This window comes from Nonomuraea sp. H19 (genome assembly GCF_052068215.1).
Classification (GTDB): Bacteria; Actinomycetota; Actinomycetes; order Streptosporangiales; family Streptosporangiaceae; genus Nonomuraea.
Map to the genome: position 1 here is coordinate 1 of NZ_JBQHCV010000042.1, position 22,246 is coordinate 22,246.

The following is a 22,246-nucleotide window of genomic DNA, read 5'->3' on the forward strand; positions in this document are numbered from 1 at the left end:
ACCAGCAAAGATCGAGTAGCCTGACACTGGCCGCATGACACACCCCACCGCGTGTCCACTTCCGTGGGGGAAGGCCCCGGCATCCGTCGTGATGGATGAATCTGCGCCAACTCCTGCCCCTGGGAAATGCAGCTTGTTCCGGGCAATGCCCCGCATACAGGGCACGTCAGGTGATGGGTCTGGTGAGCCATCCGCTCATTGTGGCGGCGCTCACCCCGAGCTTACGGAAGCCGCGGCGGCGCGGCGCGCGGAAATCCAGCGAAGACGAGGCCAGGGGCGACGGCAGTCGAAGCCGGCGCCCGGGGGAAATGGCTGCATCAGTGGCGGCTTGACGCGCCCTCCCATTCAAACAGCTCCCTGACGGAGACTTTCAGCGCGTCAGCGATCTGGAACACCTTGTCTAGATGCGGGCTGTACATGCCGTTCTCGATCCGATTGATCGTCTTACGGTCGACCTCCGCCAGTTCGCCCAGTTGTTCCTGGGTGAGGCCGTGCCTTTCGCGAAGCTCACGCAGGCGCAGGCCGAACTGTCTGCGCAGCTCAGTGAGGCGTGGCGTGATCGGATCGGGCACTCACCCACGGTGACGTGAATGATCACCACAGGTCTGTACCAACGTTGGTACAAATGGCGGTAGTGGTGCCGGACCGCACAGCTGTGACGTGCAAGCATGCAGCCGCACCCCGACGCGTGCAGCCGTTCCCGCAGCCCCTTTGGAGAAAGAGGCATGACCCGTTCCCGCCAGCCCCGATCCCTCCCGGCCCGCACCATCACCCCGCCCCGACGCGACCGCCACGGCGGCTTCTCACCCGCCTGGCTGCTCATGCAGGCCGCCCGGCTGTCCTGGGAGATCCGCAACGTCCTGCAGCTGATCAACGGTATGCGGCTCAACCTCAGCGAAGAGCTCCATATCCACAGTGAGGCCAGCGACATGCTGCTCAACGCCGCCCACGCCACCGCCATCATGGAAGCCCGGCTCCCGCTGGCCCCGGCCTGGGGCAGCGGCCCGCCCCGCGCCCGCTCCATCTTCGCCCAAGCCCGCGAGGCCGGCACCGACCCCGCCGAGGTCCGCCCGGACGTGGAACTGGCGAGGCCGCCCATTGACCCGCAGATCATCTGCGACGTGGAGGCCGCCTATCGCGAGGATCCGGACCCCGACGCGCAATGCGCCGGCACCACACTGAAGAAGGACCGCTGCGCCAAGACCATCGTCACCGGCATCGGCTCAGAGCACTGCGCCGTGCACCTCACTCCCGCCGAACGCCAGCGCCGTGACAAGCTGCGCGCCGCCCAAGACCGGCGCATGCAAGCCATCCAGGACGCGCTCGAGGAACACCGCCTGACGTTGGCCACCGCCTGGATCGACCGCTACGGACACCGCCCTCACCGGGTCGAGTTGCCCGCCGCACCGAGTCGACCCCGCCAGATCATTCCCTTCGACGGGCATCCCGGGCTGACCCTCGGCAAGGACGAGCAGGCCATGCTGGCCTTGTTCGACACCGGCTGGCCGACGCTGTGCCCCCGCTCGGCGGAGATCGTCGGCGCCCTGCTGGACTGCCCGCGAGTTACCACCACGGGCCTGGCTGAAGTCGCCGCCGCCCGGACACCAGAGCGCTGGTCCAGCCCGGAGCAGTGGCTTGACTCCAGCATCTGGGACGGCATCCGACCCCCTGATCTCACCCTGCCCGCCGCCGGGGAAGACCCTGAACTGGACGAATACCCTGCCGTGCAAGAGTTGCGCCGTCACCTGCACGTGACCCGGCGCGAGTGGGAATGCTGGCAGGCCGGTTTCGCCACCCTGATCGAGGCCTGCGACGACCCGCCCATCGAGACCATGGCCGAGCTGCTGGCCTTCTGGCAGGACGTCGGCCTGCTGGTCACCGACAACGGTGAGGCCGGCAGCGCGGTCTGGTCTCTTCCAGCCTCGCCGCCCTCACCGTGGCGGGTGGTGTATGCCCGAGGGCCTCTCGTCCCGCCGTACGTCCTGGCGGCCGCATTGGATTGGCTGCTCGACGGTGACGTGCCCTTGGACGCCGAACTCCCGCCGCGCGAAGTCTTCAATCTGATCATGACATCGAGCGCGCCCCACGGCCCTGGCACCAACATCGTCACCAGCGGCACCGTCCCTGCGGTGTCATGAACGGTGCACGGCTTCGTCAGCCCGAGCGGCTTTCGGCACGATGCCACCCAGTTGGTCGCGGGACGCCGCCGAGGTTCATGGCCTTCCGGAGCGTGGAGGGTCAGTCATGCGCAACGGGCGTACTGGGCTCGGCGCTGTCCGTCACGACCTGCTCGTGCAGAGCCGACGTGAGGGTTTCATAGGCATGTGGCCACGGGATGCGTTCTTGTTCCAGCAGGAGTCCGTCGTGATGGGTATCCGCATGGTGGACAAGCCGCGCGTACACGGCGCTCTCGGAGGCGGTCAGGCGCGAGAGCGCTGCCCGTTGGGGGATGGCGCCGTTGGTCGACAGATGTCGGAAGCGGTCGAGGGTGGCGGTGTCCATCAGGACGGTGGTGACGGGGATGCCGTATCCGCGGAGGTCGCTGACGAATTGGAGGCCGGGGGCATCGATGTCGCCCCAGTAGATGATCGTCTGGGCGCTCCGTATCCAGGTGATGCGGGCGTAGCCGGCCACATTGAATCCTTGCCCGTGAAGAACGACGGTGCCCGGGTGGTCCTCGGTGATGGCGTAGCCGGTTTCCTTGTTCTCGATCATGATCACGGTGTGGGGGTGGTGTGGCCATCGATTGAGGTCGTCGATGGAGGCGGCGAAGTGCCGCATGCCGCCCACGTGGGCGCGGAGGGCGGGGTCGAGGACCGCGACTTGGATGAGTTCAGGCGGGGTACGCAGGCCGAGCCGTTGATGCAGGCGCAGCCGGGCCGTGGTGGGCACGCTGTCATCGAGGGCTTCTTCCGGGGCGTCAGGGGCGTCACCTTCACCGTTGCTGTCGTCGGCGGCGTCGCCGAGCAGGGCGAGGACCAGGACGCGGTGCTTGGCGAGCCATTTGGTGTCGATTCCTTCGATGGGCAGTTGCCGGAGCAGCAGCCCGGAGGTGGGGTGGGCACTCAGCCATTGCACGGTGTCCGCCAGTCGCCGGTAGTCGCGCTCGTCCAGTTCGGTGACGCGGCGGATGATGCCGTCGAAGCATGCTTGCGGGAAGGCGTGCTGCAGGTGGACGAGTCGCTCGCCGCACCGCTGCCAGGTGGCCTGCGTCTGCGGGTGCAGGGCGGCCGCTTGGCTCGGGTGGGCGAGGATCAGTACTTTCGGCATGGCGTGGGTGGCGGTGGAGAAGCGCAGGCCGGCGTAGTGAACCTCGCCGGGCCCGGTGTAGGCCTTCCAAGCCGCGGCCCAGCGGTGGCAGGCGATGGGGTCGGCCGAGCGTTCGCTGACGGTGGGAGGCTGGAGGTTGATCCGCATCGGCCAGGTGCCGCGACCGCGTGCCCAGTGCGGGTAGTCGCGTTCGAAGCGTGCCCGCAGCCGCTGAGTGATCTCCTCAGGCCGCAGCATGGCCGGCTCCGTCGGTCTCGGCGGCGTGCCGCGTGGCCAGTTCACCGAAGGTCGCCGATGCCGCGTTGGAGTGGGCGCCGTCGGCCGTGATGCGTTTTTCCACCAGGATGGCCTGGCCGATGAAGGGCTCCAAGACGCCGGACATACGGATGGGCGCGGCGATGAGGAGTTGGAAGCCGAATTCGTCGAAAGCCGCCAGCGCCTGCGCGGCGAAGGTCTCATCGGACTTGCTGAACGCCTCGTCGAGCATGAGGGGAGCAAAACGGGGCCGGCCACCGGAGCTGGCGTCCGCGAGGTTGTAGCTGAGGGCGGCGGCCAGGCAGAAAGCGACCAGCTTCTCCTGCTCGCCGCCGGAGCCGGCGGCGGTGTTGCGATAGGTGTGCACCGTGCCGTGGTCGGCGCTTTCCTCGCGGCCGTAGAAGGAGAAGGACAGACGGACGTCGAGGACCGCTTCACGCCATCGCTTGGCTTCGGGGTCGTCAGCGGTGAAGCGGATCATCAGGTCCCGGACACGGGTGAACTGATCGAGCAAGGGATCGCGCTTCCGACCCGCTGCTGAGGCGTGCAGGTGCAGGTCGTCGACGATGCGCCGGAATTCCTTGGCGGCTTGGAACTGGCGGGGGTTGTAGGCGATCTGCAGGGAGGTTCCCTCGTTGAATTCCACGCGCCGCAGTCCGGCGTTGACCATGTCGATTTTCTTCTTGATGGCGCTGGTGGCGGTTTCGATGGTGCGGTACAGGACGCTGACCGAGGGCACCATGTCCTCGCTGATCATCTTTTGGAAGCGGGTCATCGCCTCCGGCAGGCGCCGATCGGCGATCTCGTGGTAGAGGGCGACGTAGGCGGCGCCGCACCGGTCGATGTCGTCGCTGTCGTCGGGGGCCACATCGCGCCACCGGTGCTGGAACATGCCGATGGCGCTCTTGATCTCGCCGGCGGCGGTTTGCTGCTTGGCATCGGCGGCCCGCCTGCGGTGTTCGAGTTCCTTGTGCAGGGCTCGCTCCAGTTCGGACCTGCGGTCGACGGACGGTGTGATGTCGAGGCCGGCGTACACCTCGTCCAGGAAGACCCGGTCGTCCTCGTCGACGTGGTGGCCGTGGAAGCGTTCCTTTCGGTGCTCGTCTTCGAGCTGCCTGTGGCGGGTCTTCGCAGTCGCGATGGCGGCCTCGGTCTGTGCGCAGGTGCCGATCTTCTCCTCCCAGATGGACTTGGCCTGGTCGCAGTCGTCCTGCAGGCGCTTGAGGTTCACATCGCGCGCCTTGATGTCCTCGATGCGCCGGTGCAGGTCGGCTGCGGCGCGGGCGCTGGCCCAATGGTCGAGATCTGTCCACGTGGGGTACGCCTCCAACTGGGCGGCGGCGTCGATGGCCGTCTGGCTCGCCTGCCATTGCTGGTCCAGGTCGTCGGCTTCGGCGTCGGCCCGCTCCTGGGCGGCTTGGAGCTCGGCGACTTCGGCCTCCAGTGCGGCGATCTTGGCCGTGGTGTTGGCGCCCAGGATGAAGGACGAGGGCGCGGTCAGTTCGGGCCGGTCGTCCTTGCGGTAGTGGTTGCCGCGCATCTTCACGGTGCCGCGCACGGTGACGGCGACGGGATGGTGGCGCAGATCGAGGGCTGTCTCCACGCACACGTGGTCGAACTGTCTGGCGATCTGGGCGGCCAGCCACAGGCCGCTGGGGTGGCCGCGGTCGACGGTCAGCTTACCGGCGAGGGTGCGGGGGGAGGGCTGCGGCTGATGTGCCGAGGTGGCGGTGACGATGCTGTATTCGACGATGCCGCGCATGTCGTGGTCGTCGATGAAGGTCTTGACGGCGTCACTGTGTCTCTCGGGTACCAGCAGCCGCAGGCCGAAGCTGCGCAGCACCCTCTCGGCCGCGGGCCGCCAGCGCTCCTGCCCATCGGCGATGTCGATCAGCTCGGCGGCGTACACGAGGTCCTGCAGCGGTACGCCCGCGCCGTGGGCGATGCGCTCGCGGCGTTCGGTGGCCTTGAGCGGGATGAGGGTTCCGGCCTGGCGCAGGGCGGCCAGTTCTGCTGCGCGGTCGCGGTGCCGGGCGGCGGCTTGGCCGGCGCGCTGGCCGGCGTCGCGACGCCGGGGCTGGATGAGCGCCTGCTTGGCGCGGGCTTGCTGCAGGAGCGAACCCAGCTGAGCCCGCAACGCGGTGAAGCCTTCTTGGTCGTGCGGGGCGGGTAGGCCGAGCCGCTGAACGTGGCTGCTGAACAACTGGTAGGCCGTCTTGCGGGTGTTCTGCTGTGTGGTGGCCTGGTCGTATTGGGCCTGCAAGGCCGTGAGCGCTTGGCCTTGCTCGCGCAACTGCTCGCTGAGCGAGGCGTAGGCCCGCTCAGCTTCCCCTTGTTGTACCCGCTCATCGGCGAGTTGCTCGGTGAGCCGGCCGATGTGCTGGCCGAGGCGGGTGATCTCCTCATGCAGGAGACGCAGGTGCACGCCGCGCAGATACCGTTGGGCCGCTTCCCCGTGCAGGGTGGCGGCGCGGCTGGAGTCGTGTTTGGCGCTGCGGTAGCGCTGCCAGCTGGCCGGGATCGGCTCGAGGACCTGTTGTTGCGCGTGGGCCCGGTAGGCGGTCTGATACGCCTGGTCCAGCGGCTTGAACAGGGCGATCATGGTGTCGGCGGCGGTGAAGGTTTCGGGTTCGTCCAGCATGTTCTCGCGGATGAACAAGTTCAGGTCCCCGACGTTCTTCATCGCCTTGGCCTTGCCCAGCAGTGACAGGGCCGTCTTGGACTCGCCCAGGCCGATGCGAGCGGCCAGTTTCCGCGTGTAGTCGATCTCGCTGGGGGGATAGACGGTCGCCGGAGCGGGGTAGGCGGCCTTGAGCCATCGCAGGTCAAAGGGTTGTTGCTGCCGGTGAGCCCAGCCGTCCAGGGCGGTCAGGTCGAAGTGGCCGTCGTGGATCAGGTGCATGGTCTTCAGTGCACTGCCGTCGTTGTCGGTGCCGGTGAACCACTTGACCACGATCCCGGTGGTGACCGTCTCGTGCCCGTCGTCGTAGGTGGCGGCCACGGCCGACCATGTGGGCTTGCCGCCGCGCAGGTATCGCACCTGTGATTGGCCGTGTTCGTCATCGTTTTCCGACCATGCTCCGCGCACGTAGTCGGCTCCGTTGCGGGTGCTTTGCTTGGCGCCTTTGGCGGTCAGGTCCGCCGAGGCGTTGAAGCGCTGGTCCCGGCTCGGCAGCAGCGCGACGGAGTGGGCGTCCAACAGCGAGGATTTGCCTGATCCGGATGGTCCGGTGAACAGAACGCCGCGTTCGTCGATGGGCAGGTCCTTGTAGCCGCAGAAGGTGCCCCAGTTGACGACCTGCAGGCGGGTCAGCCGGAACTGCCCCAGGTTGACCGATCGGGCGCCGGTGGAGTCAGTCATCGTCGTGCTCCCTTCCATAGTCCCCGTCGGTGTGCCTGCCGTGGCCGCCGTCGTGGCCGCCGTGGGCGTCTGCTTCGGCAGGGGCGTCCGCGGCCTGCGTGGTGGTGATGGGCGTCGGGGAGGGTGCCGTGGTGGTGTCCCTCGCGCCTGGCGTGCCGGCTGAACGGGAGGCTGTCTCGGCGGGTGCGTCAGGTGCGGTGAGCGTGCCGGCCGCCAGGGCCTGGTATCGGGCATCGAGCGCCTCGACGCGTTCGGCGGTCAAGATGGCGGTGATGACGCCGTAGATGACGTACCGGCTGGTTCCGATGACGGGTTTGATGATGGAGGCCTCCTCCAGCACCTTGATCGCCGTGTGGATCTTTTTTTCGAAGCCCGCCTCGTCGGTGTTGTCGGCTGGTTTGTAGCCGAGCATGTGCTCGACCATGTCGGAGGTTTCCACGACGGGGTCGTCCGGCGCGAGCAGATACTGGTTGTACAGGTACAGGGCCAGGGCGCTGGCCGCCAGGCTCAGAGTCCGGGTGCGCAGCAGGACACGGCTGTGCGGGCTGGGATCCTCGGCCTGGCGGGTGAAGGCGTAGCCGCGGTCCCGGTTGATCTCCAAAATCAGACCCAGTTCCGACAGGCGGCTGCGCAGGATGTCCTCATACTGCAGCAGAACCGGCCAGTGTTTCTTGGACTTGTCTTCGCTGATGTGCGGCGCTGCGACCAGTTCCTGTAGCGTCCAGCACGCCTCGGGCGGCAACTGGCTGGTGTCTCCGTCGAAGCGTGGCATCGGCCGACCTGGATCGACGTGTGCGCCGACCTCGGCGGGGCCACAGGCGGAAAACAGCTCCTCGATGGCCTGAGGTGTGGCCGCGGCGGCCGGATCAGCCGATGCGCCCTGGTCGTGGAAGACGTCGTGGAACAACGGCTGGGTGGTCTCCCGCATCGGTGGCTCCTTACAGGTCCAGGGGTGTCAGGGCGGGCGTGTGCAGATGCCGGCGGCGTGGGGCTGCGGCGACAGGGGCGGGCAGTTCCTCGCCGAAGAACAGGTAGGGCACGATGAGCTCGCGCATGCCGCGGCTGGTGTGAGCCCAGACGCGCTCGCAGGCGGTCTCCTCGACGATGCCGTGCCGGGTGGCCAGGGCCCAGATGGCGATGACATCGCCGGTGCGTGGCTCGCTCAGGTGGGCCATCACCTCCGGCAGGGTGGCGTAGCCGCCGTGGGTGTCCATGGCGGCGTGCACCGCGGCGTGTACCGCGGCCCAGTCGATGGCTTCCCGACCGGCCAGGGCCGCCGGATCGATGACGAATTCTCCGCTGGAGTCGGTGACCGGATCGGGCGCGGTGCCGGTGCCGTCATCGAGGTGCAGCCGGCCTACCGACGTGGTGACGGCCGGGCTCATGGGCACGGCGAAGCCCGTGTCGCGGCCGCCGTGACTGGCTTGGAAGGCGCGCGCCGCCGCGGCCTGGGCCTCGGTGATGCGGGTGCGCATGCTGCGGTAGTGCAGGGCGTCCCCGCCTCGTACGAAGTTGCTGATGCGCCTGAAGGCGCCCTTGCGGACGTCTTCGACTTCCCGCATGCGCTTCCACATGGTGTCGATGAAGGCGCCGAGGGTGTGGGCCAGGTGCCCGGGCAAGGGCTGCACGCGTAGGAGGATCTCGTTGATGTCGCTTTCGAGCTGGGCGCGCTGGGTCGGGTTGCCCAGCAGGGTGGCGAAGGCTCGAAAGGCCTGACCTTCGGGGGAGGCTGCGATCACGTCATGCCCGTCGAACATGTTGATCAACGTCTCGGCGAACTCGGCCGGTTGCCCGGTCAGGCTCTGGCGCAGCAGGGCTGCGGTGTTGGCGTGCATGTGCTCGCCGTAGCGCGCCACATCGGTGGGGATGCGGTCGATGAGCTGCGCCAGCGCGGCCACCTTGTCGACGAGTTCGCCGAGGTTGATTTCGGGGACTGCACCGGCTTCCAACTCCTCGCGCTGGGCCGTCAGCATCGCGATCTGCTCGTCGAGGGCCTTCTTGCGCGCGCCCGGGTCGGGGTTGGCCGCGACGGCGATCTGCCGCAGTTCAGCCATCACCATCGACAGCGCCGACTCCGTGGCGATGGAAGTGTGCTGGCGCAGGCTGCGCATCTGCCGGACGGCCTGCGCGGCTCCGGAGGCCAACTGGTAGCGCTCGAGCCGGGTGGCCGGGTCGAGGCTGCGGTGCACCCATCCCTTCTTGGTCCACTTGCGCAGCAGGCTCTCCGAGGCCGCCTCGCCGTGCCGGTCGTCATCGGCGCCAGGGTTCTTGCCGGGCAGGGTGAGCAGATCCTCGCCGATCGACGCCGTCAGGGTCATCCCGTCGACGATCTGCCCGTCGCCCAGGTGCGCGGCCATGAGCGCCACATGCACCATCGCGTCTGGGGAGCGCAGCAGCGACATCGCGGCATCGGCGGCTGCGTTCGTCGTGAACTCGTGGAAGTAGTGTTCCGCGCTCTTGGCCATCGTTGCTGCACCTCACCTTTTCGCACGCGGGTGTCGGTGGTTCGTCGTTGCTCGGGCTCGATTGCCGGGGCCGGTTGCCTGGCCCGATGGGGCCGTCTTGGCGCTCACCTGGTCGGCTCATGGGCGTAGGGCGCTCTCGCGGTCGGGGTACGCAGGCAGTCTTACAGACGAGTGTGACAAAACGCTGTGGCACGATTACGTATAGTTCGCAACCGTGTTTTTCGATGGCCCGATTCTCCGGCGGTGCTCGTTTCGGAGCCGTCGTGGCGGAGCCGCTGCCGGAACCGCGGTCTGACGAGGTCAGGTGACTGGGGTGTCCGGGCGGGGCGGTGAGGCCGTGCCCGCAGGACTCGATGATCATGTCGTGGGCTCCTCGCCAGGATCGGTGCGTCTGGTAGCGGGCAGCGCAGCGGCACGACAGCGCCGGGCCAGAGCGGGGGCCGCACGGATCGGCGATGAGGATGTCCGCAGAGGTGCGCGAGCAGGTGTGCGTGCCTTGCCGATACCGGTGCGTGCTTCAGCTCGCCTGCTCCGCAAGGCCCAGCAGCCCGGCCTGGGCGTGATCGTCGATGAGGGCTTCGCGCTCGGCGTCGCTCAGCCAGTGCGCTTGGGAGCCATCGGGCGTGCGGGTGATCCACAAGACGTGGTCCACGGCCTCGGCGACGGCGTGCAGGTGGCTGATGACGGTGACGAGCTTGTCGCCGCCGCTTTCGCGCCGCAGGATGCTGAGTGCCGAGGACAGGGCGGTCGAGTCGAGGGCGCCGAAGCCTTCGTCGAGGAACAGCGAGCCGAGCCGGGCGCCGTTGCGGCTGTGCAGCTCGACCAGAGCCAGCGCGAGCGCCAAGGAAGCGAGGAAGGTTTCGCCGCCCGACAGGGTTTTGGGGCTGCGGGCTGTGCGTGTAGCGAGGTTGACGATGCGGAAGTCGTCGCTGAATCCGAACCGGCCGGACGACAGGCGGGAAAACAGCTGACTGGCCAGGATGAGCAGGGATCGGGTCCGCTGGTCGGTCAGGTAGCGCAGGAACTTGCCGTCGGCCAGGTGGCTGTGCAGGCGGGTGAGCGTGTCCAGGCGTGCTGTCGCGTGCTCGATGGCGCGATCGAGACGTTCGGCCGGATCGATCTGTGCTTCGGCGCGCTGGGCGAGAGCGATGTGCTCGGTGTGCTTGAGCCGGGCCGCGCCGATGGCCTCCGACACGGGGGTGAGCGCCTGAGGTTCGGACAGCGGGATGTCGTCGGCGAAACGCACCAGGGGTGCGGCGGGGTCGCCGCTCTGGCCATCGGCTTGCAGGCGGCGGGCCTGGAGGCGCAGGCCGGAGTGGGTGGCCTCCAGTTCGGCCGCGGCCTGGTGGCGGGCGGCTCGCAGGTGCCCGAGCAGGGTGGCCGTGGCGGTGGCGAGGTCCTCGCAGAAGACGCGCAACGCTTCGGCGTCCAGCTCAGCGTCCATCCCGGCGTCCGGCGTGGCGGAGGGGAGCGCCATCTGGGGGGCAGAGTCGGCGTCGAGCATCTGATGGGCGCGGTGGAGCGTGCCAAGGTAGGCGGTGGCGGCGGTGTGCAGTGTGGTGAGCGGAGTTTTGATCTCGGTGTCTCGCCGGTGCTCGAGCCGGGCCTGTTCCGTTTTGATCTCCGCCAGGTCGGCTATGGCCTGCTCCAGGTCGCTCTGGGCCTGTGTGACCTGTGCGCTCAGCCTGGTGCAGGTGGCGGTGGCGGTCGTGATGTCGTCGCGGGTGATGGTGGTCGCCATGGTGGGCAGCGGGTCACCTACCGCGGCCGGCAGGCGGCGCAGGCTCTCGCGCACGGCGTCGATGGCGGCCAGGTGCTGCCCGCGGGCTTCGGCGTATGCGGTGTTGCGGGCGGCGTTCTCTTGTTGCCGCGTGGTCAGGAGGGCGGCCGCGCTGCGGGCATCCGCGGCCGCGCTCTGAGCCTGTTGCCGAGCGGTGTCGGCGGCCTCGGCCAGCGATCGGGCCAGGCGGTGCGCAAAGGCGCACAGCGATGCGGTCAGCTGGACGGCCCGCGCGTCGTCGTCGCCGTTGCCCGCCTCACTGTTGCCCGTCTGGCCGTCGGTTGCCTGGCCGAGCAGCCTTTCGGCGGTTTCCTCAAGGCGACGGGCGAAGGCGGCGCCGCCGTGGCGCGCGGCTGTGGCGAGCGAGGCCGCCGCCATCAACGTGGAGCAGGCGGCGGCGGCCTTGGCCGCGGCCAGGCGCTCGGCCAGACGGCCCGATGCGGTGGTGTGCTGCTCGGTGAGGGCTGCCAGCGCCTGCTCGGCGGTCTCGGCGTGACCTTGCGCGCGGATCAGGGCCTCCGAGGTGCGGGTGAGGGTGTCGTCGGCTTGCGCGCGTGCCTGCTCCAGGTGCTGTAGGCGAGCAGGGTCGACGGGAGCGGGTGGCTGGAAGCCGGCAGGCAGGTCGCGGGCGCACACGGTGCAGCTGTCGCCGGGACGGAGCCCGTGGCCGGCGGCGTGCGCGGCCTCCTGTCGCCGGGCCGCCTCGTGTTGTCGTGTCGCGGCGCGGGCGGCGGTGTGCGCCTCCTGGCGGGCCGCGTGCAGCGCGGGAAGTTCGCGCTGCACAGCCAGGTGGGTGGCACGGGCGGCGGTCATGGCCGTGGCCAAGTGCCCGGCCGCGATGGCGGCGGCCAGCGCGGCCCGGGTGGCACTGTCCAGCGTGGCGACGTCGGCGGCGACGCGCTCAGCCCGCTCGTGGGCGGTGCCGACGTGAGCGGCCAGTTTGCCGGCGCTGCCGCGAAGCTGATCGAGGTCGGCGGCCATGCGCTGGAGGTCGCCGCCTTCCTCGCACAACTTGTGCTCGTCGTCGGTCAGCCGGGCCTCGGTGCGCTGCAGCGCATCCTGCCGGGCGGGCAGATCGGCGAGCACGGCCCGTGCACCGGCGATCGTCTCGGCGGTGATGCCCTGGGCCGCGGCCTGCTCCAGCCGGGTCCGGGCCTGGACGCGCTGCGTGCGTGCCCGCTGGCTGCGCTCGGCCAGCTGTCGCTGGGCTTCGCCGAGGTTGTGTTCGGCCCGGGCGACCGTGTCCAGCACCGTGGTGTCGGGCCGACCGGCCGCATCGGACAACTGGTCGATGGCCGCCTCGAGGTCGTCGCGGCGTTGGGCGTGCCGGCTGCCCGAGGTCTGCAGCTCCCGCATCGTCGCGTACGCGGCGCTCAGCCGGTTGGCCAACTGCTGGGCCGCCTGGGCGGCGGCGGTGGCTTGCTCGGCGCAGGCCCGGGGCTGGTCGAAGAAGTCGCGGCGGGTGAGCTGCGCCCGGTGCAGCAGTTCCTTGAGGGTGTCGCGCTGTCGTTCGGCGTGGGTGCGGGCCGTTTCCAGGAAACGCGTGCCGAAGATGCCTTTGAGCAGTTCGGCGCGCTCGGCGTCGGTGGCGGTCAGCAGCCGGTCGAAGCGGCCCTGGGGAAGCAGGACCGCCGCCTGGAACTCGTCGCGCTTGAGTTTGAGCAGGTGCTCGATGCGATGGTTGACGGCCCTGCTGTCGTCGACCTCCTCACCGGTGTCCAGGTTCTGCAGCAGATGCGTGCTCGGGCGGGTGTTGGCGTAGTAGACGCGGCGCACCCGCCAGGTGTGCTCGTGGTGGGCGAAGGTCAGGTCGACGGTCATCGCGCTGGCGCCTTCAGCGAGCAGCTCCTTGACCCGGTTGCTCCAGGAGGAGGCGCCGTACAGGGCCAGGGTGATCGCCTCCAGGATGGTGGTTTTGCCCGCGCCGGTGTCACCGAGGATGGCGACCAGCGCTTTGCCGGAGAAGTCCAGCGTCTGGGTCTGGCCGGGATAACTGCGCAGGCCGGAGAAGGTCAGCTGAAGCGGACGCATCGAGGTTCCTTGGGGGCTGAAGGGTGCTCAGAGGTGATCGTGGCCAGCCGGCAGGGCGTCGCGCAGCATCTGCTCGACGGGGTCGGTGACGGCGTCGTGGTCGGCGGCGGTCAGCAGGCCGGCGAAGGCCTGCTGGAGCTGGTCGGCGTGATGCGGCGCGACGCCCGTCTCGGTGAGGTAGTCGCGGAACAACTCGGTCAGTTCGGGTTCGGGGGAGATGTCGCTGTGCGCGTCCAGGACGGGCACGTCCTGCCAGCCGGGCAGCCGCTCGTCGAGGCCGACGATGGTCGCTCGCGGGATGATCGCCCGCACTGTGGCGGACAGGCCCAGTCCCAGGCCAGGGCCGTCGACCTCGATGACGGCCTTGACGAACGCATCGCCGAAGTCGTGGGCCTGGTCCGCCAGGCGCTGCAGGTCGCCGGTGAAGGTCATCAGCCGGCGGCCGGAGCGCAACGCGATGGTCTCGACCCGGGTGGGGCGGCCGGGCGTGGCCTCAACGAGGACGACGCTCTTGGTTTCGCCTTCCTCGCCGAAGTCGAGCTGCAGGGGGCTGCCCGCGTAGCGGGCGGTGATCCCGGCTCTGCCGATCGCTTGAGGTTTGTGGATGTGGCCGAGCGCGCAGTAGGTGATGTCGGGCAGGGCGTCGGCCTGGCAGGCGTAGTCCTGGGTGATGTCGAGCGGCCGTTCGCTCCAGGACGGCACGGCGCCTTCGACGAACAGGTGGGCGGCCAGGATCAGGACGTCGTGTTCGGGGTCGTGCCCCGCGCGCAGCCGGCCGGCCAGGTCCTGCTGCAGCTGTCGCAGGTAGCGGGCATAGACCCGGCCGGCCTCGTCGGGCCGGTCGCAGGCGGCCAGGGCCCGGTTGCGGTGCACGAACGGCAGCGGGGCCAGCCGGATGCGGTGGCCGTCGGCGGTGGGGAAGGTCAAGATGCCGCTCATCGCCGCGGTGGCTGCGGGGGCTGCGGTGGCTGCGGGGGCTGCGGGGGCGATGAAGCGCAGCCGTGGCGGCCGCCCGTCATCGCCGACGGGCAGGGCGTTGACCAGCGTGTCCAGCGCCTGCAGCAGGGCCGGCGAGTCGTGGTTGCCGCCGACCAGCACCGTGGGGGCCACGCCGGCCAGCTCCACCAGCGCACGGATGCCCAGGCCGAGGTCGGCGGCGGCGGGCGGGGAACGGTCGAACAGATCGCCGGTGTTGACGATGAGGTCGGGCTTGACCTCGCGCGCGATGTCGGCGATCTCGGCCAGAACGGCCTCGAACTCGGCGTACCTGCTGTGGCCGCCCACCACCGACCGCCCGATGTGCCAGTCCGAGACGTGCAGCATCCGCATGGCTTTGCTCCTGTCGTCGTTGAGCTCATCACCCCCGAGCGCCCACCACGTTACAACAAAGTTTGGAGTTTCTTGGAAGAGTTTGGAAGTCTGGTAATCTCGGCCGCATGCACAGCGACGATGAGACCTTGGACGAGCTGGAAAACCGGATGGCTCAGCTGAGGCGTGCCCTGCGTTCGGCGATGCTGGAGCGGGACACCGCCCGGGTGGCGCGCCTGCGGCAACAGCTGCGCCGGGCAGAAAGCCTGTGGGAGGACAAGGCCGCCGCTGAGCAGGCCGACTCGGCTGCCGGCACCCCGGGCGCGCCGGTGTCCGAGCCCGAGGTGACGGCCCTGCTGCCGACGCGCGAGCAGGTCCATCAGGTGCTGACCCTGCTGGAGGTGCCGGCCGCGCCGAAGCTGATCACCGCGGTGCACGACGCGTTCTTCCCCGGCGAGTTGCCCGCCTCCCGGCTGGCGAGTTTGCGACGCGATGAGGAGCGCTCCTTTCGGGCGGCGCCCAATGCCCGGCCGTTCTACCTGTGCCCGGCGCTGACCGCTGATCGGCTCGCTCCGGCACGCGCGCTGTTGACCGTGAGCACCTGGCCGCTGGAACGGCGCGTCATCGGGGCGCACAGCCCGCGCGTGGACTTCCTCACCGCCGCCACCACGATCGCCTCCGCGCTCGTCTCCTACTCCCGGCTGGGCCCACGCTGGACGCCCGATGGCAAAGCCCGGGCCGAGCGCCTGCTGCGCAGCTTCGCCGTCAGTATCCCCGGTGCCCTCGGCCCGCCCACCCTCACCGGGCATATCCCGGCGCTTGATCCCCATCAGGTGGCCGAGGCCGCCGAGGCGGAGCTGAGCGTGCACCTGGAGATGGATCACCAGCAGCGCGGCGAGGCGGCCGCCTGGGCCAGAAGCCGGCTCTCGGAGGCCGAGCGCCTGTTCGGCAACCGCCTGGCGGCCGTCCGCGACAGCGCGAGCGCGGACTAGATGGACTCGCTCGACCCGATCGCGCATCTTCCCCCGTCCCTACGGCGCTCTCAGCAAGGTCACATCCTGGTGAACACCACAACCGCGCGGCTCGACGCGCTCAGAGGCGGCCAGCCTCCTGTCAATCACAACGCCCGCACCCTGGTCGGGCTGTCGGTCAATCCCGGCTGCGCCCGGCGCGCCCTGCTGGACGCGTGCGGCGCCGACAAGGGCAAAGTCGCCCAGCGGGCGGGCCATCCGTGGCAGTTCGGCCAGTCACGGTTCGCGCTGGCCCGCGGTAACGCCTTCGAGCATCAGGTCAAGGACTACGGCGGGGCGCAACTGCTCGCGCTGCTGCGCGAGAGCCTCGGCCTGCCGATCGAACAGGTGGCCTACATTCCGCTGGAAAGCGTCGGCGACAGCACCAGCCGGGAGCGGCGCTACCGCCAGACCTGCCGCGCCCTGGTGAACGCCGCCCGCGGCGGCCCCACGCCCGGCACGCTGTATGACCATCCGATGTTGCGGCTGAACGTCGGCGGCCACGACGTCTACCTCGAACCCGACCTCATCGCCTTCAAGATCGGCGACCGGTTCTACGTCGTGGAGATCAAGTCGTTCCCGGTCATCGACCGGCAGGCGGACGGCACACAGGTAGCGGCCGCAACGCGGCAAGCCTCCATCTATGTGATCGCGCTGCAGGACCTGTTCGCCAGCAACGGACTCGACCCGGCGCTGGTGGCCACCTCGGTGTTCCTGGTGACGCCGAGAAACTTCGGCAACACCCCGATCGCCACCCTCATCGACGCGCGCAAACAGATCAGCATGCTCAAGAGGCAACTGACCCGCATGGACGGCATCGACACCCTGCTGGACCTGCTGCCGCCGGGGCTGACCTTCGACCTCGCCGTCGATGCCACCGGCATGGCCACCCGGCCGCCCGCGGAACTGGCCGCCGACCTGCGCCGGATCCCCGCCCGCTACCGGCCCGAGTGCATGGCCCACTGCGAACTGGCCGGCCTGTGCCGCGCCGAGGCACGCGAGAACGCCTCGCTTGATGTGTACGGGCTGGGCGTTGCCGACATCTTCGGCGGCGTCGACACCATGCACACGGCGCTGGCCCTGGCCGAAGGACGGCGCCAGCCCGGCGACGATCAGGCCGACGTCGCCCGCACCCTGCGGCACGCCGAACGGCTGCGTGCCGAACTGGCCGGAGGCGCGGCATGAGCAGCCTCGCCGCGCTTGCCCGGCTGCGCGCCACCCGGCAGGGCCGTGCCGAGCGCCTGCGCCAGATGCGCCACCACCACCTCGTCGACGAGCCCCTCGTCTTGATCATGTTGACGATGGCCGGTGAGGCGGCCGCGCCGCTGGCCTGCATGGTCGGCACCGAGCGCCGGCGGCCGACGCTGCTGACCGTCACGCAACCCCGTAACCGTGACCAGCGGCAGGCCTTCTACGCCCAGCTGGCCGCCGTCATCCTGCCCCACATCAGGCGGCGGGAGAACACGCTGCAGCAGTTGCCCGCGCGGCCCGGCAAGCCGGTCCGGCAACGGTGCGCGGACGCGCCGCAAATCATCGTCGCCAACCACGCCACCGTCGAGTATCTCAGGCTGGTGGGGCGGTCCATCCGTTTTCAAGGGCCGCCGAACGTCACAGAAGCCGACCCGTCGGTCGCGCTGCTCGGCCGCTGGCTCACCTTCTTCGCCGAGCGCGCCGAGTACCCGGGCTCGTCGATGCTGCTGCCGCTCACCGCGCAACTGGCCGCCCATTGGGCCACCGGCCAGAGTGGCCTGGAGGATGAGAGCCTGTCGGCGCTGCTGGCCTGGATCGAGCCGCCGGCCGGGCTGAGCGGCGCCCAGGCCGCGTTGCGCACCGAGAACCCGGTGCTGTTTCCCCCCGCCGGGCCGGCGAGCGACCCGACGTTCGACGACGTGGAGCTCGAACCGAGGATGATCGCGCACCGGCAGGCGCTCGCCGCCGGAGATCACCGCACCGCGGCGAGGCTGGCCGCGGAGTTGCAGCAGGCGCTGGCCGGGCAGCTGGAGCCGACCTGGGATCAGGTCTGGAACGGGCTCGCGCTGCTGCGTGCCATCCCGCAGGCGCCCCGATGCGCCCGCCGCTGGGATGACGACCGTGACCGCTTCACCGGCCACAGCCTGCTCATCGCGCGGGGCGGAGCCCCGCAGCCGGTGTACGACCAGGCCGTCGACGCAGCCCGGCGCCTGGCCCGCCTCGAACAGGCCACCCACATGTTCGACGACGAACAGGCGCTCGATGACCCCTTCGTGCTCGCCGAACGCCGCACCGCCGGCGCCGCCTTCGCCGGCGTCGTGGTCACACGCGAGCCTGACCGCCAGGTGACCAGCGCGAAAGGCAGACGAGTCCTGCGCCCGCGCTTCACCGTGCGCACCGAGGATCCACCGCCTATCACCCGCGACCAAGATCTGGTCGATCCCCGGCGTCCCCGCACCATCGTGCGCGTGCGCGAGGTCGTGCCCGACGGGCAAGACGCCCACCTCATCACCGTGGAGGTCACCGCCGGCATGGGCACGGTCAGCCGGCCCGTGGCCGACGCCGTTCCCGAGCTGGACGAGCCGGTCTGCTACACGGCCTCGCCCAGCCAATGGGGCGCGGCCGAGTTCCCCTCACGCGAACAGACCCCCTGGACTCACACCGGCACCTCCGCCGACGAAACCCCCGCCGACCAAACCTCCGCCGATCCATCGGAAGCCGACCAGCCATGACATCCACCCCGCCTGACCCGGCGGCCGCCGCCGCAGTAGCCGTCCAGACCATCCTCGGCGACCTCGAGACCATCGGCCGCGCCGACGGCGGCCGCGGCGTCGTCGTGGACTCCCCGCCGGGCGCCGGAAAGACCACGCTGGTCCGCAGAGCCGCCCGGGAACTCGTGGCGGCAGGCGAACCGATCATGATCATCGCGCAGACCAACAACCAGATCGACGACCTGACCGTCCGCCTGGCCGCCGACGATCCGGCCCTGCGCGTTGGGCGCATCAGCGGCGAGGACTACGCCGCCGGCCGCAGCCCTTTGCGGGGTCTGGACAACGTGACCATCGCCACGAAGATCGACGATCTGCGCGGCTTCGACATCGTGCTGGGCACCGCCGCCAAATGGGCGCGGGTCAAGGACCACCGCCGGCGCTGGGCCATCGTCGATGAGGCCTACCAGATGCGATCCGATGCGCTGCTCCTGGTCGCCTCCCAATTCGAGCGCGGCCTGTTCGTCGGCGACCCCGGCCAGCTCGACCCGTTCACCACCGTAGCGACCGAGCGGTGGACGGGCCTGACCTACGACCCCCGCCACAACGCCGTTGACGTCCTGCTGGCGCACAACCGCGAGGCTGTCATCGAACGCCGGCTGCCCGTCTCCTGGCGACTGCCGGCCAGCGCGGCCACCCTCGTCGCCCCGGCCTTCTACCCCTACACCGCCTTCACCGCCGGCGTCCCGGACGGGGTACGGGAGCTGCAGTTCACCACCGCCGGCGTGCGATCGGCGCTGGATGACACCCTGGACATGGCCCGCCGGACCGGCTGGGCTCTGCATCAACTCCCCGCCCGGCACACCCAGCGCACCGATAGCGACGTGGCCGGCGCCGCGGCGGGCCTGGCCGCCCGGCTGCTGGCACGCGGCGCCGTCGAACGCTGCGAACTTCACCCAGGCGGGCGGCGCCTGACTCCCGCTGACGTGGCGATCGGTGTCGTGCACCGCGACCAAGCCGAGCAGATCAGGTGGTTGCTGCCCCGCACGAACGTTCCCGGCGCCGATCAGGTCGTCGTCGACAACGCCAACCGGCTGCAAGGCCGGGAGTTCGAGGTGGTCATCGTCGTCCACCCGCTGTCAGGCCGGCGTGACGCCACCACCTTCCACCTGGAGGCGGGCCGGCTGTGCGTGCTCACCTCACGCCATCGGCAGGCCTGCATCGTCGTCGCCCGCGCCGGCATCACCCATCTTCTCGACGCCCATCCCGCCACCGACCCGGTGCGGCTCAACGTCCCCGTCAAGTTCCCCGACGGCTGGGAAGCCCACCACACCGTACTCAGCCATCTGGAGCCGCACACGATCGTCGCACCCGGCTGATCAGGTCCGTCGGCCACATGTGGCCGACGGTGTGACGGGCCGGCGCCTCGGCGTGCGCGATCGTACAGGCCAAGCCGCGCGACGCCAAGCGCGCTTGGCCTGCCGGTCCCGCGGATAAGCCCGCAACGCCGAGCGCACGTAGCCAGGAACATCCACGCTGCGGCAGGCATGCCGTGTCGGCGCAGGACGTGTCTGCGGAGAAGGGCCGCGGATCGCCGAGCCGGTGCACCGCGAACCCCGCCTTTGACCCCTTCACCGTGTCCTCCTCCCCCGGCTTGCGGGGGAGGGGCGGAGATCGCCCCTCGTCTGGCGAGGGCGGATGTCACAGTCCCAGCGGCTTGCCTCTCATCCATTCGACGAGTCGGTTTCGGTCGATCAGGACGACGTGCCCGTGGCCTTCGTCGAGCGCCGGGCGGGTGAATCGTGCCGAGGTGACCAAGACCGCCTGGTGGCCGGTGTAGGCGCAGTGGACGGCGCCGATGAGGTTGCGGATACGGTCGGCGCCGACGGGCGCGGCCTGTCGCTTGCACTGCACGGCGATCTTGCGTCCGTTCCTGGTACGGGCGGTGATGTCGGCTCCTTGATCGCCGCTGCGGCCGACCACCTGGACGTGCAGATAGCCCTCGTCGCGGAGCAGGTCGGCGATGAAGTGTTCGAAGTCCTGGCCGCTCATGGAGTCGATCACCTCCAGCCGCGCGGTCTTCGATCTGCTGCCGGCGCATCTTCGCCTCATGCACATGCACCGCGCGTACGGCCGCGCCGATGATGAGCAGGATGGCTACGGCGATGAGGACGGACACGATGGCGGTGCGGTGGGCTACGACGAAGGCGATGACGATGCGGCAGATCGTGATGAGCAGCCAGATCACGCCGACCGCGGCCGCCAAGGCGGCGGTGAGCGGCACCGCTCCGGTCATCACCGATCGCAGGCGAAAGCGGGCGCGTCAGTAGGGAGTGCTGGACCTGCCAGACAAACGCTCGCGTTCGATCGGGTTGGTGACGTCGTCCGCTGAGTCCGAGCGAGGCGAGCTGGCGGTGCTGGAGGGCTTTGAGGTTGCCGCGCAGCAGATCAGAAGAGTCCGGCTACGAGCTGACCGCCGTTGTCCAGACGCGGGTCTCGTTGATCCGTTCCTTGGCGCGCAGGGCTTCGGCCAGGTCGATCCCTGCACGATTGGCGATGGCCGCAACGTAGATCAGGACGTCGGCCAGCTCATGCCCGACAGTGCCGACCTGGCTGGTCGGGTCGATCGACATGGCGGCTTGCTTGCGCACCGCCTTGCAAACCTCTCCGGTCTCCTCGGCCAGCTTCAGGCACTGATCGACGATGCTGCTGTGCGCGAAGCCCCGTTCCTGCTCCATTTCGGCGACGTAGCGCTGAAGTTCTTCCAGTGACGGTGAATGCGTGTTGGGAAGAGGGTGCATAGTGATCCCGCCTGTGACGGATGAGAGAGCGCCACGCTAGCAGCACCACCCGTTACGGCTCACCGGAAACCCCGACTTTCACAGGGTCAGCTGGCCTTGCGCGATTCGAGGGACGGGTACGCGGCACAGGCCGGAGCGCAGGACGGCCGTGTGCCGGGCGGCGGCCGCCCGAACGTCGGGGTGCCGGGCAACTGGCACCATGCCGGGGATGAGCCGGTGGCGTACCCGCTTGGCGGTGGGGTCCCACGCCCAGGTGCCGACCACGCGGCCGTCCAGCACGATCGTCGGTAGGACCTCGCCGATCTGGTTGAACGCCGCCTCCTGGGCGAGGTCGCCGAGGTAACGCCGGCGGGTTTCGAAGTACGCCTTGAGCGCGACATCCTCGTGCGCCAGCAGATTCACCCCGCTGACGCAGTCGGCGTCGTCGGCCACCGTGAACTCGGCGAACCGCTGGGCGCTCATGTACATCGGGCTGTCGCTCCACAGGGTGAACAACCGGACGAGTTTGACGCCCGACCGCTCCAGGCCGCCGACTACTGCGGTGCGCGACAGCGCCGACCACCAGGTGGCGTCTCGGATGCTGATCGGGCCGTACCGGTCAAGGTAGGCGGCCATCAGGTAGTCGACCGCAGCGTGCGGATCCAGCACGGTGTCGAGCGTGGGATAGGCGCTGGCAGTGAGCGCGAAGGCGCGCACCTCACGGTTCCAGCCCGCGGCCTGGTTCAGGTAGGCCAGGGTGCCGCGCTCCCAGGCGAGCTTGAGCGCCAGCCGTGTCACCATCACCGGCATCCCCGCCGCGCCGAGCCGGGCCTCGATGGTGCGATGGAACAGCGGCCCGAACTCGCCCAGCAGTTCTACCACGGCGGCGGTGGCCGCGGTGATGGCGGCGTGGCTGTGGCCGGCGTTGGCGATCGCGCGCAGGGCGTCTCGTTCGCGGAAGCGCAGCGTGGCGGCGTGCGCGGCGGCGGCGAGGTGCAGCGGCAGAGTGTGCAGGGTTTTGCGCATGCATCGCACGGTCACCAGGCGGGAGCGTACGGCCGGGTCGAACAGCTCCAGGGGAACGGACTGGTCGGCTGCGCGGGCCGCCACGGTGGCGAATGGCGACGGCAGCCGCGCGGCGTGCAGGCCCAGCCCCGCATCGGCGATCTCCTCGACCCCGGTCCGGCGGGTGTGGAGGGCGAGGCCTTGGCGGGCTAGCACCCAGTTCCACAGCCTGTCGGCCTCCCGAGGGCTGAGCGTGTGCGTTTCTGCCGTCTCGGGGCCGGGACTAGCCATGCGGGGCAGGCT

Annotated in this window: 17 protein-coding genes; 6 read left to right on the top strand and 11 right to left on the bottom strand. The window is 69.7% G+C overall.

All coding sequences use genetic code 11. The features are described 5' to 3' along the window. Nucleotides 1-191, bottom strand: a 191-nt coding sequence (locus ACTMTI_RS51195; protein WP_441128179.1) for a zinc finger domain-containing protein, incomplete at its 3' end; no start/stop codon positions are given. Nucleotides 192-317: 126 nt separating this feature from the next. Beyond that, nucleotides 318-572 carry a helix-turn-helix transcriptional regulator gene (locus ACTMTI_RS51200; protein ID WP_441128180.1) on the bottom strand — a complete coding sequence of 85 codons (255 nt, stop codon included), beginning with the start codon at nt 570-572 and terminating at the stop codon, nt 318-320. Nucleotides 573-725: 153 nt separating this feature from the next. On the opposite strand from ACTMTI_RS51200, the gene ACTMTI_RS51205 reads away from it, so the two are divergent. Next, nucleotides 726-2,138: a hypothetical protein gene (locus tag ACTMTI_RS51205; protein ID WP_441128181.1), complete on the top strand. Its 1,413-nt coding sequence runs from the start codon at nt 726-728 to the stop codon at nt 2,136-2,138. A gap of 100 nt (nt 2,139-2,238) precedes the next feature. Here ACTMTI_RS51205 and ACTMTI_RS51210 read toward each other — a convergent pair whose 3' ends face one another. The 6 genes from ACTMTI_RS51210 to ACTMTI_RS51235 form a co-directional block, all read right to left on the bottom strand. Next, on the bottom strand, nt 2,239-3,507 hold the full coding sequence (locus ACTMTI_RS51210) for a Wadjet anti-phage system protein JetD domain-containing protein (protein ID WP_441128182.1): 1,269 nt from the start codon (nt 3,505-3,507) through the stop codon (nt 2,239-2,241). Further along, nucleotides 3,494-6,886: an ATP-binding protein gene (locus ACTMTI_RS51215; RefSeq protein WP_441128183.1), complete on the bottom strand. Its 3,393-nt coding sequence runs from the start codon at nt 6,884-6,886 to the stop codon at nt 3,494-3,496. The genes ACTMTI_RS51210 and ACTMTI_RS51215 overlap by 14 nt, the downstream gene beginning before the upstream one ends. Beyond that, nucleotides 6,879-7,814 (bottom strand): DUF4194 domain-containing protein, encoded by a 936-nt coding sequence (locus ACTMTI_RS51220; RefSeq protein ID WP_441128184.1) that lies wholly within the window; start codon nt 7,812-7,814, stop codon nt 6,879-6,881. Before ACTMTI_RS51220 ends, ACTMTI_RS51215 begins: the two co-directional genes overlap by 8 nt. Before the next feature lie 10 nt (nt 7,815-7,824). Next, a complete protein-coding gene (locus ACTMTI_RS51225) occupies nt 7,825-9,351 on the bottom strand; it encodes a DUF3375 family protein (protein ID WP_441128185.1) in 1,527 nt (508 codons plus the stop codon). A 517-nt stretch (nt 9,352-9,868) separates the two neighbouring features. Further along, complete coding sequence (locus ACTMTI_RS51230; RefSeq protein WP_441128186.1) at nt 9,869-13,162, bottom strand: AAA family ATPase; 3,294 nt, start codon at nt 13,160-13,162, stop codon at nt 9,869-9,871. Nucleotides 13,163-13,189: 27 nt separating this feature from the next. Beyond that, nucleotides 13,190-14,491 (bottom strand): metallophosphoesterase family protein, encoded by a 1,302-nt coding sequence (locus ACTMTI_RS51235; protein ID WP_441128187.1) that lies wholly within the window; start codon nt 14,489-14,491, stop codon nt 13,190-13,192. A 107-nt stretch (nt 14,492-14,598) separates the two neighbouring features. Between ACTMTI_RS51235 and ACTMTI_RS51240 the strand changes: the two genes are divergently transcribed. The 4 genes from ACTMTI_RS51240 (at nt 14,599) to ACTMTI_RS51255 (ending at nt 19,537) form a co-directional block, all read left to right on the top strand. Next, nucleotides 14,599-15,462: a hypothetical protein gene (locus ACTMTI_RS51240; protein WP_441128188.1), complete on the top strand. Its 864-nt coding sequence runs from the start codon at nt 14,599-14,601 to the stop codon at nt 15,460-15,462. Between the two features lie 69 nt (nt 15,463-15,531). Beyond that, nucleotides 15,532-16,665, top strand: a complete 1,134-nt coding sequence (locus ACTMTI_RS51245) for a hypothetical protein (RefSeq protein WP_441128189.1) — start codon at nt 15,532-15,534, stop codon at nt 16,663-16,665. Further along, complete coding sequence (locus ACTMTI_RS51250; protein ID WP_441128190.1) at nt 16,662-18,182, top strand: hypothetical protein; 1,521 nt, start codon at nt 16,662-16,664, stop codon at nt 18,180-18,182. Before ACTMTI_RS51245 ends, ACTMTI_RS51250 begins: the two co-directional genes overlap by 4 nt. Then, nucleotides 18,179-19,537 carry an AAA family ATPase gene (locus ACTMTI_RS51255; protein ID WP_441128191.1) on the top strand — a complete coding sequence of 453 codons (1,359 nt, stop codon included), beginning with the start codon at nt 18,179-18,181 and terminating at the stop codon, nt 19,535-19,537. The genes ACTMTI_RS51250 and ACTMTI_RS51255 overlap by 4 nt, the downstream gene beginning before the upstream one ends. Nucleotides 19,538-19,859: 322 nt before the next feature. On the opposite strand, the gene ACTMTI_RS51260 is transcribed toward ACTMTI_RS51255, so the two are convergent. Continuing rightward, nucleotides 19,860-20,210 carry a restriction endonuclease gene (locus ACTMTI_RS51260; protein WP_441128192.1) on the bottom strand — a complete coding sequence of 117 codons (351 nt, stop codon included), beginning with the start codon at nt 20,208-20,210 and terminating at the stop codon, nt 19,860-19,862. On the opposite strand from ACTMTI_RS51260, the gene ACTMTI_RS51265 reads away from it, so the two are divergent. Next, nucleotides 20,209-20,550, top strand: coding sequence for a hypothetical protein (locus ACTMTI_RS51265; protein ID WP_441128193.1), 342 nt, complete (start codon nt 20,209-20,211; stop codon nt 20,548-20,550). The two genes, ACTMTI_RS51260 and ACTMTI_RS51265, sit on opposite strands and share 2 nt — an antisense overlap. A 70-nt stretch (nt 20,551-20,620) precedes the next feature. On the opposite strand, the gene ACTMTI_RS51270 is transcribed toward ACTMTI_RS51265, so the two are convergent. Then, the gene (locus tag ACTMTI_RS51270; protein WP_441128194.1) at nt 20,621-20,959 is read right to left on the bottom strand and encodes a MazG nucleotide pyrophosphohydrolase domain-containing protein; all 339 of its coding nucleotides are present in this window, start codon (nt 20,957-20,959) and stop codon (nt 20,621-20,623) included. A 78-nt stretch (nt 20,960-21,037) separates the two neighbouring features. Next, nucleotides 21,038-22,234: a DNA glycosylase AlkZ-like family protein gene (locus tag ACTMTI_RS51275; RefSeq protein WP_441128195.1), complete on the bottom strand. Its 1,197-nt coding sequence runs from the start codon at nt 22,232-22,234 to the stop codon at nt 21,038-21,040. Between the last annotated feature and the right edge of the window lie 12 nt (nt 22,235-22,246).

Bases quoted from the DNA above. Each gene is read 5' to 3' on its own strand.
- ACTMTI_RS51225 (WP_441128185.1), bottom strand. From the start codon at position 9,351: ATGGCCAAGAGCGCGGAACACTACTTCCACGAGTTCACGACGAACGCA.
- ACTMTI_RS51220 (WP_441128184.1), bottom strand. From the start codon at position 7,814: ATGCGGGAGACCACCCAGCCGTTGTTCCACGACGTCTTCCACGACCAG.
- ACTMTI_RS51255 (WP_441128191.1), top strand. From the start codon at position 18,179: ATGACATCCACCCCGCCTGACCCGGCGGCCGCCGCCGCAGTAGCCGTC.
- ACTMTI_RS51230 (WP_441128186.1), bottom strand. From the start codon at position 13,162: ATGCGTCCGCTTCAGCTGACCTTCTCCGGCCTGCGCAGTTATCCCGGC.
- ACTMTI_RS51215 (WP_441128183.1), bottom strand. From the start codon at position 6,886: ATGACTGACTCCACCGGCGCCCGATCGGTCAACCTGGGGCAGTTCCGG.
- ACTMTI_RS51235 (WP_441128187.1), bottom strand. From the start codon at position 14,491: ATGCGGATGCTGCACGTCTCGGACTGGCACATCGGGCGGTCGGTGGTG.
- ACTMTI_RS51210 (WP_441128182.1), bottom strand. From the start codon at position 3,507: ATGCTGCGGCCTGAGGAGATCACTCAGCGGCTGCGGGCACGCTTCGAA.
- ACTMTI_RS51260 (WP_441128192.1), bottom strand. From the start codon at position 20,210: ATGAGCGGCCAGGACTTCGAACACTTCATCGCCGACCTGCTCCGCGAC.
- ACTMTI_RS51205 (WP_441128181.1), top strand. From the start codon at position 726: ATGACCCGTTCCCGCCAGCCCCGATCCCTCCCGGCCCGCACCATCACC.
- ACTMTI_RS51275 (WP_441128195.1), bottom strand. From the start codon at position 22,234: ATGGCTAGTCCCGGCCCCGAGACGGCAGAAACGCACACGCTCAGCCCT.
- ACTMTI_RS51240 (WP_441128188.1), top strand. From the start codon at position 14,599: ATGCACAGCGACGATGAGACCTTGGACGAGCTGGAAAACCGGATGGCT.
- ACTMTI_RS51265 (WP_441128193.1), top strand. From the start codon at position 20,209: ATGGAGTCGATCACCTCCAGCCGCGCGGTCTTCGATCTGCTGCCGGCG.
- ACTMTI_RS51270 (WP_441128194.1), bottom strand. From the start codon at position 20,959: ATGCACCCTCTTCCCAACACGCATTCACCGTCACTGGAAGAACTTCAG.
- ACTMTI_RS51250 (WP_441128190.1), top strand. From the start codon at position 16,662: ATGAGCAGCCTCGCCGCGCTTGCCCGGCTGCGCGCCACCCGGCAGGGC.